A 7077-nucleotide genomic window follows, 5' to 3' on the forward strand; every position below is an offset into this window, starting at 1 on the left:
ACTCAGTTCGTGCGCCTTTTGCCGATTGCGTTGCATGTGCCGTGCCAAGCCAAAAAGCATTGATAAACCGCCGATGGATCAGCTTTTGCCCTGTTGCGCATTCTACATTGTGGGATATGCGACAATGCCCAAGCGGTTGAATCGTCGTGTTGCAGAACCCCAGACGGGTCATGACTGCTATTCTTAGGACAGTGCGCAGCAAGCCGCTACTCGCTGCACTCCAGGCACACCATTTCCATAATCAAGCGGTGGGTGCTATGTTGACCGAGCTGTCGACCAGGGAACGGTGTGAGGCCTCAGATCCCTCCATATTGTTGCACCCGCCGGTCCAACAGGACTGCAGGTCCGGCCTCAAAGGATCTTGGCTGCTATGGCGACATTGCGGTGCACGCCGCTTTCCGACCAATGATGTGCGTCCAGGTCGAGGCCGGCCCTAATGAACCACCGCCTTGGCACCCTCGCCCATCTCATTTCGGCATCGACAAGCTAGACCAGAGCGCACTTGCAAGGCGCCATGCAGTCCTGTCGGCGGGCGAACTGTTGGTGACGGGTACAGCTGCGAGCGAACGTTCATCCACCGACGCACAGCGCGGACTGTCGCTTTTCAAATTAGGAAATCTCTGTAGCCACCATTCATGAGCGCGCGGCCACGCGAGACGGCCCGACGGATGCGGTCGCGCAGATGATCGCGAGGATCCGCCCAGTCGGCATGGACGCGCCGTTGACCGATGAGAACTTCGGCGAGCTCGCGATGAGGTGCTCCGGCGAGCGAACCGTCGAGCGCACGAAGAACGAAGGACAAACGAACGCCGCGCTTTTCCGGCGCAAACAAGCGGGGGGGCAACTGTTGCCCTAGACTGAGAGCATTGAGGCACTCCAGTCCCCTCAGTCGATGCTTTAAAAGCACCGCGGGCCAGATGGCTTGCGTATGCAGGCAAACAGGGTGGAGGATATTCGCGCCCGAGACGGCGAGCTGCAGCGCGTGGTCCGCATTGCGAAGAAGAACATGCTGGCTCTTGTCGGGCGCCAGCAGGACGATTGCACGACAGGGCAATGCCGAGAGTTCGAACGGCGGTGTCGGCGACGAGGCAGGCAACCGTTCCGCAATGACCGGCAGCACATGGACGCACCAGAGCGGACACCAGAATACGACCGAAGCGCGGCCACAAGACTCCGCGAAACAGAACACCCCAGCGTGACAGGTCGCCGGCCGACGCGACCATATCGAGAAAGGATTGGAGAGACCAAGTCTTGCAATGCTGGCGCGCAGCGGTCAGATCGCGCTGGAACGCTGGATTGCGGCGTAAGAACTCCCAAGCCCACTCCCGCAGCGTCAGGCCAGCGGTGTAGTCGTATGATCTTTCATCCCGCCAATCGGCCTGATCCGCGCCAGTCAGGAGATTCATGACTGACATCCCCTGCCCGCGCCTGCGTGCGTCGAAACATTATGCCACTTCGCAAAGCATCGGCGAAGGCAGCAGACGTCGAAGACCCCGTTTCGTTGAAGCGTCAGCCATCGCCACTGTCGGCGACAGAAGATGTGCCCAAATTGCCACCAGACCGTCGAACTGGCACAGCGACGGCCAGCGCGACCTGGAATTGATCCCGTAACGGTCATCGGCTCCTGCGTCGCGATCCAGACGTCCCTTGAAGGCGCAGTAGCGCGGCAGTGGATCGCACGCTGCTTGTCGGCAAGTTGTCGTAGCGGCGGCGCCATAGGCACGGTCATCGGAGGGTCTCCTGCGGCAAGCTTTCGCCATTGGAGGCCAATCTCCCCGCTAGGGCAGCCTGTGCAGTTGCACAGGTGAAGCGGATCAATCAGGGGGAGCCATGGCGGAAACTGGATGATGGCGGCTTGAGGAGAGCGGCGTATCGAGGCGGGTGATGAAGCCTGCCAGTACCTCTCAAGGAGAGTGATACGCCATGAACGAGACTATCAACACATTGTTCGCCTTCGTCAGCCCGACGAAATCGATGATACCCTGACGGATGTACTTCGCAGCGGCGCGCGCAAATTGCTTGCGCATGCGATCGAGATGGAGGCCGAGGCGTATGCCAAGGCGGTCGACTGCCTGACGAAAGATCATATTGCGTCGCTGGCGCTCTACGATTTCCCCGCCCAACACTGGGATCATCTGCGAACGTCCAATCCCATCGAAAGCGTCTTTGCAACCGTTCGCTATCGCACGGTGCGTACCAAGGGCTCGCTATCCTCGAAAACCGCCCAGCTGATGGTCTTCAAGCTGTTGGCCGCGGCCAGGAAGTGGCGACGATTGAAAGGACAAAATCAGTTGCCGAAACTCATCGCAGGTGCCAGGTTCCTGGACGGAATCCAGGTCATCGAAACGAAGCCGCAGAGCGCCGCTTGATCAGCCTCGTCACCCAAATTCCAGCATAGCTCCATCGGAACTGCCAGCCTTCCTTGCCGATCAGGCGCATATCAGCGCTGACGATACCGAGGACGGCGATGGCGGTCACCTCCAGGCCGCCGAGTAACGACCCTCAAAACACCGCACTGGTCGAGGCCAGCCTGAACCGGTATCTTGTGCCTGCCCTCGGGAGTCGCTCTATCCACCATGTGATCGACACCGACATTGCTAACATCACCAAGAAGATCGTCGCCGGGGGTCACCCGCAAGCGGCTAACACGGCCTTCTGGTGTATGCGGGCATTTTTCAACTGGTGTCGCAAACCGCCGCAACGGCTCATCCGCGGTTTCCCCGCGAGGGATTGGAAAATCCGGATCCGGCCCCGATCGTCAAGCGCAAGCGAGTGGTGAACGATGCCGAACTGGCGGCTATATGAACGGGCTGTGAGCCCGAACCGGGCGATATCGGCTATTCGTTCGGCTCCATCGTCAAGCTGCTCATTCTGACCGGACAGAGGCGTACGGAAGTTGCCGCGATGCGTTGGTCCTCAACCTTGAAGCCGGAACATGGAACTATCGGGTGACCGCACGAAGAACGAAGAGCCTACGCTTATTCCGCTGTCCACACTGGCGGTGTCGGTCCCCCAGACGGTACCGAAGACCAATGACACGTTTTTTTCCCTGCGAGGGGCAACGAAAGAAGCCACTTCTCAGGCTACGCGAAGGGCAAGAAGGCTCTAGACGGCAAGGTCAATACTGACGGGGTGGCTTTGGAGAACTGGACCCTTCACGATCTGCGCAGGACGCTCGCGACAAATCTCGGCAGGCGGCAGGTATTGCCACACGTCATCGAGCACATACTGAATCACAAGGCGGCGTCCTTGACAGACATTGGCGAAATCTACAATCTCTATAGCAACGTCAAGGAGAAGCGCGAGGTGTTGCAGATGTGGTCAAATCACATCGAATGGCTGATCAAGCAGGCTGCGGATGACGCTCTGGCGGCGTAGCTGCTGGCATGGGCGGAAGATGCGGCGCAACAATCGTCAGAGCCTCATCGAATTGGAGATCATGCTTGACCAGCAAATGCGCGGCCAATGCTTCGATGGCCGACCAGTGATCGAGTACTAGCCGGGCCGTGCAATCTTCGATCCGCCTCCAACGGGGGCGGCGCGGCATCAGGAACCGCAACTCACCATAGATTCGCTTGGCATCCGCGTAGTCGCTGCTCCCCTCATTCCCATCGGACGCATTCATCGCCATATCGCGCGGGTCCAGATAGCCTTCGAATGCGGATTCTGCAAAAGGACCTGCCAGACACGCAACTATCTCTTGGATCGCTTCATCGCGTTGGAAATGTCGATCCATATCGTTCTCGAAAATCGGCTTTAGCTCCGAGGTGAATCCTTGCGCTGAATAGAAAACCGTGCCTTCGACAAAACCACCGCACTCTCCGTCACCGGCGTCGGGGTAAATACTAACACTTGAGAAAGCAGGGAGTTCACGGTCGTCGTCGAACATCTGACGGTGCAAAACGATGGCGGCCACCGCGTGCCCGGCTTCGTGATGCGCCACAGACGGGAGAAGATATTGGGAGGCTACATTCATGCGGTGCGGCTCTCAGATCTAGTTTCCATCCAAGCCCTGATATCGGATTCAAGCCATGCGACTCGGCCGGGGGAGATGCGACGCCGCTTAGGGAACAGGCCTGCCTTCAGAGTCGCGCGGTCGCGCTCGAACTGCGTTCCACTGAAGTGCTTCAGGGTCTTTGCCGACTGGCCGGCGGCCCAGGCAAGTGCCCGCTCGCCTTCCACATCTTCAAGCCAAAGATAGAGATCGTCGTCGGGAGCATCCAGCGTTGGACGGACATCAAATGCGTTCATGTCCGGACAGCCTTCAGAAAGAAGGGATAGAGGCTTCCGTTTGATCGGGAACGCTTAGTGTTGGTAGCGGCGCCCACATGTTCGAAAAGCGTGATCATTGATGAGTTCTTCCAGTCGGTGCGGCATCGCAGTGCTTTTGCGCATAGGACCGCAATTGTCGTGCCAACTGGGAAAATCGTTTCGGAACAACGTGATCGCTCTGGCAGCGTTGTGTCAGATGTCCGACATCGTCGAGAATCCGACAACGAGTGCTCCTCCTAATCACCGGATCAACCTCCGGCGCCAGTCGGTGACACCGCATTCCTCTGTCTTTCCAGGAGACGGCGTGGACATCAATGCCGTTCCTCACCGAACCCGCCTCCTAGCCCTTCGCCCATACGTCACGGCCGCCCCCCGGTTTGGCTTCAACCTGAAGGATTACGGCGTCCTCTTCGCAGAGAAGATCGGGTTGTTCGTGGCGCGCGCAGCGGAGCCCAAGGAGCTTTTCTGGGTTGCGGATACTGGCATGTCGATATTACGACCGTGTGTCCTTCGACAAGCTTGGTGGCTTCTTCAACCAGAATCTCGCCGCGGAGATCGAATCGTTATCTGCGCCGCAAAGTGCGGCCGGTGAGCGGCGTGGCCCTGCGTTCCAGTTGGCCACGGTCCTCGCTGGGACGAGCAAGTAAATGGCTTGCGCAGCAACGGTGCGATCACACCTGGAGCACGGCGTCATCAGGAAAGCGCCATCCTTGTGCGCCCACGACACCCTGGTCGCCATCGGCCGCATCGCGGGGGGGCACTGTGGGCGATAACCATTCATTGATCTGGGCGATTGAGGGTTCTGCCGGGGCGCTATTGCTGCTCGGTAGGGCTGCGGGCTGGCGAGTCTACCAAGGCGAGCAACGACAGGCGAGACGGCAGACATTACGTGACGGAACTTGATATTGCAGTGCAGCAAGCGTAGAGCACCGCGCGCTTATCGGAGTGTCGTCCATGGCCCTTACCAATGCTGGTAACGAGGCAGAACCTGTCGAACAATCGAGCCATTCTGAGGTCGAGCAGCACAGCACCAAGGCGCTGATGTTGGGCGCACTAGGTGTCGTTTATGGCGATATAGGCACCAGCCCGATCTATGCATTTCGCGAGGCGTTGCATGCATCAGCGGGTGGCAACGTCGCCAGCCGTGGCGACATCCTCGGCGTACTCTCGCTGATCATCTGGTCCCTGACGATCACCGTGACGATCAAATACATCATGTTCGTGCTCCGCGCCGACAATCGAGGCGAGGGCGGAGTGCTGTCGCTTATGGCGCTGGCGCGCAACAGTTTCCCGACCTGCTCTGCGGTGATCCTCGGCATCGGCATCGGCATCGGCATCGTCGGCGCGGCGCTTTTTTTTGGCGACGCCGTCATTACGCCGGCAATCTCGGTACTGTCGGCGGTCGAAGGTATGAATGTCGTCACGCCGACGTTCCAGCCCTATGTGGTGCCGCTGACACTGGCCATCCTGGCGATCGTGTTTGCGGTACAGCGGTTTGGCACCGGCGGCGTAGGATTGGTGTTCGGACCCGTTACCGCGCTGTGGTTCCTGGCCATCGGCCTTTCCGGGCTCAACCACATCATGGACGACCCGGAAATCCTGCTGGCAATCAGCCCGCATTACATCGTGTCGTTCCTGGTCAACTCGCCTGACGTCGCCTTCGTTACGGTTGGTGCAGTCTTCCTCGCCGTCACCGGAGCCGAGGCGCTCTACGCCGACCTCGGCCATTTCGGCCGCAAGCCGATCGTGCTCGCCTGGCTGGCGATCGTGTTCCCTTGTCTGTTGCTCAATTATGTCGGGCAAGGCGCCTTCGTGCTGGCAAATGGCGGCGTTGTCGGTCATCCGTTCTTCGAGATGAACCAGGGCTGGACGCTTATTCCGATGGTCGTGCTTGCCACGGCGGCGACCGTGATCGCCTGCCAGGCGGTGATCTCCGGCGCCTTTTCGCTGACCAGGCAAGCGGTACAGCTCAACATGCTGCCGCGTTTCGTCATCCAGCACACGTCGGAAAAACAGTCGGGCCAGATCTATCTGCCGCGCATCAACCTGATGCTGGCGCTGGTGGTGATGCTGCTGGTGGTCGGCTTCGGCGAATCCAGCCGGCTGGCCTCGGCCTACGGTATTTCGGTGACCGGCAATATGCTGGTGACGAACATACTGCTTTTTGTTGTGATGACGCGCATCTGGAAATGGCCGCTCGGCGTCGCGATAGCCTTAATGGCGGTGTTCGTCTTCATCGATACCGGCTTCTTTGCAGCTAACATCGTCAAGGTATTCGAAGGCGGCTGGGCCTCGCTTGCCATTGCCGCAGTGATCGTGATGACCATGTGGACTTGGATAAGAGGCAGCAGGTATCTATTTGACAAGACGCGCAGGAACCAGATTCCGCTCGATTTCCTTGCGGGCAATCTGTTGAAGAAGAAACCGCAGCTGGTGTCCGGTACGGCCGTGTTCCTGACCAGCGATCCCGCCAGTGCGCCGACCGCGTTGATGCACAGCCTGAAGCACTACAAGGCGCTGCACGAACAGAACGTCATCCTCTCTGTGGTGACGGCGCAGCAGCCCGTGGTGCCCGACAGCGAGCGGATCAAGATGGAAACGATCAATGAGCTGTTCATGCGGGTGACACTGACCTTCGGCTACATGGAACAGCCTAACATCCCGCGTGCGCTGGCGATCTGCCGCAAGCAGGGTTGGAAGTTCGACATCATGACGACGTCCTTCTTCCTGTCGCGTCGCTCGCTCAAGGCGTCACCCAACTCCGGCATGCCGGTGTGGCAGGACAAGCTGTTCATCCGCTTCGCG

The 7077-nt window shown here is 59.2% G+C and carries 6 protein-coding genes; 3 read left to right on the plus strand and 3 right to left on the minus strand.

Going from position 1 to position 7077, the window contains the following annotated elements:
* Window positions 1-604: 604 nt before the first annotated feature.
* Window positions 605-1120, minus strand: a complete 516-nt coding sequence (locus tag EN879_RS18280) for a DUF2285 domain-containing protein (RefSeq protein ID WP_224570032.1) — start codon at window positions 1118-1120, stop codon at window positions 605-607.
* 793 nt (window positions 1121-1913) lie between these two features.
* On the opposite strand from EN879_RS18280, the gene EN879_RS18285 reads away from it, so the two are divergent.
* On the plus strand, window positions 1914-2369 hold the full coding sequence (locus EN879_RS18285) for a transposase (RefSeq protein WP_256748481.1): 456 nt from the start codon (window positions 1914-1916) through the stop codon (window positions 2367-2369).
* Window positions 2370-3249: 880 nt separating this feature from the next.
* Window positions 3250-3378 carry a hypothetical protein gene (locus EN879_RS40635; RefSeq protein ID WP_135907184.1) on the plus strand — a complete coding sequence of 43 codons (129 nt, stop codon included), beginning with the start codon at window positions 3250-3252 and terminating at the stop codon, window positions 3376-3378.
* On the opposite strand, the gene EN879_RS18295 is transcribed toward EN879_RS40635, so the two are convergent.
* Window positions 3344-3976, minus strand: coding sequence for a hypothetical protein (locus tag EN879_RS18295; RefSeq protein WP_127274163.1), 633 nt, complete (start codon window positions 3974-3976; stop codon window positions 3344-3346). The two genes, EN879_RS40635 and EN879_RS18295, sit on opposite strands and share 35 nt — an antisense overlap.
* Window positions 3973-4251, minus strand: a complete 279-nt coding sequence (locus EN879_RS40640; protein WP_063169289.1) for an AlpA family phage regulatory protein — start codon at window positions 4249-4251, stop codon at window positions 3973-3975. The genes EN879_RS18295 and EN879_RS40640 overlap by 4 nt, the downstream gene beginning before the upstream one ends.
* A gap of 975 nt (window positions 4252-5226) precedes the next feature.
* On the opposite strand from EN879_RS40640, the gene EN879_RS18305 reads away from it, so the two are divergent.
* Window positions 5227-7077 (plus strand): potassium transporter Kup (locus EN879_RS18305; protein WP_164774457.1); only part of this gene is annotated, 1851 nt, incomplete at its 3' end.

The sequence above is a fragment of the Mesorhizobium sp. M7A.F.Ca.AU.002.02.1.1 genome, from assembly GCF_003998535.1.
In the GTDB taxonomy this organism is placed as follows: domain Bacteria; phylum Pseudomonadota; class Alphaproteobacteria; order Rhizobiales; family Rhizobiaceae; genus Mesorhizobium; species Mesorhizobium ciceri.